This window comes from Shewanella electrica, assembly GCF_022321485.1.
GTDB lineage: Bacteria > Pseudomonadota > Gammaproteobacteria > Enterobacterales > Shewanellaceae > Shewanella > Shewanella electrica.
The window spans coordinates 1-274 of sequence record NZ_JAKOGG010000252.1; the positions used below are offsets into that span (position 1 = coordinate 1).

Consider the following 274-nt stretch of genomic DNA (forward strand, 5'->3'; position numbering starts at 1 on the left):
GAAACTCAAATGTATGATAAAAAACGCCTAATGCAGGCACCGGAATGGTTTGTAATGCCGCACCTAACTTACCAACAAACGCCAGCACAATGGCGCAGATGGCTGACCAAAAATTCAACCTGTTGATGGGCCGTGAACTGCAAAAAGCCGAAGGCCAAAAACCACAAACGGTGATCATGATGCCGTTGCTGGAAGATCATATTGAACCTGGTGAAACCGAGGCCATCAGCCCCACAAAACCAATCCCACCACAATGAGCCACCAAAGTAGCGGT

At 48.2% G+C, this 274-nt stretch carries 1 protein-coding gene; it reads left to right on the plus strand.

All coding sequences use genetic code 11. From position 1 onward, the window contains the following. Positions 1 to 44 precede the first annotated feature (44 nt). The gene (locus tag L9G74_RS20530; RefSeq protein WP_238898614.1) at positions 45 to 257 is read left to right on the plus strand and encodes a hypothetical protein; all 213 of its coding nucleotides are present in this window, start codon (positions 45 to 47) and stop codon (positions 255 to 257) included. The last annotated feature ends 17 nt before the right edge of the window (positions 258 to 274 follow it).

Excerpts from the sequence above, each read along its gene's own strand:
- L9G74_RS20530 (WP_238898614.1), top strand. The coding sequence starts at position 45 with ATGGTTTGTAATGCCGCACCTAACTTACCAACAAACGCCAGCACAATG.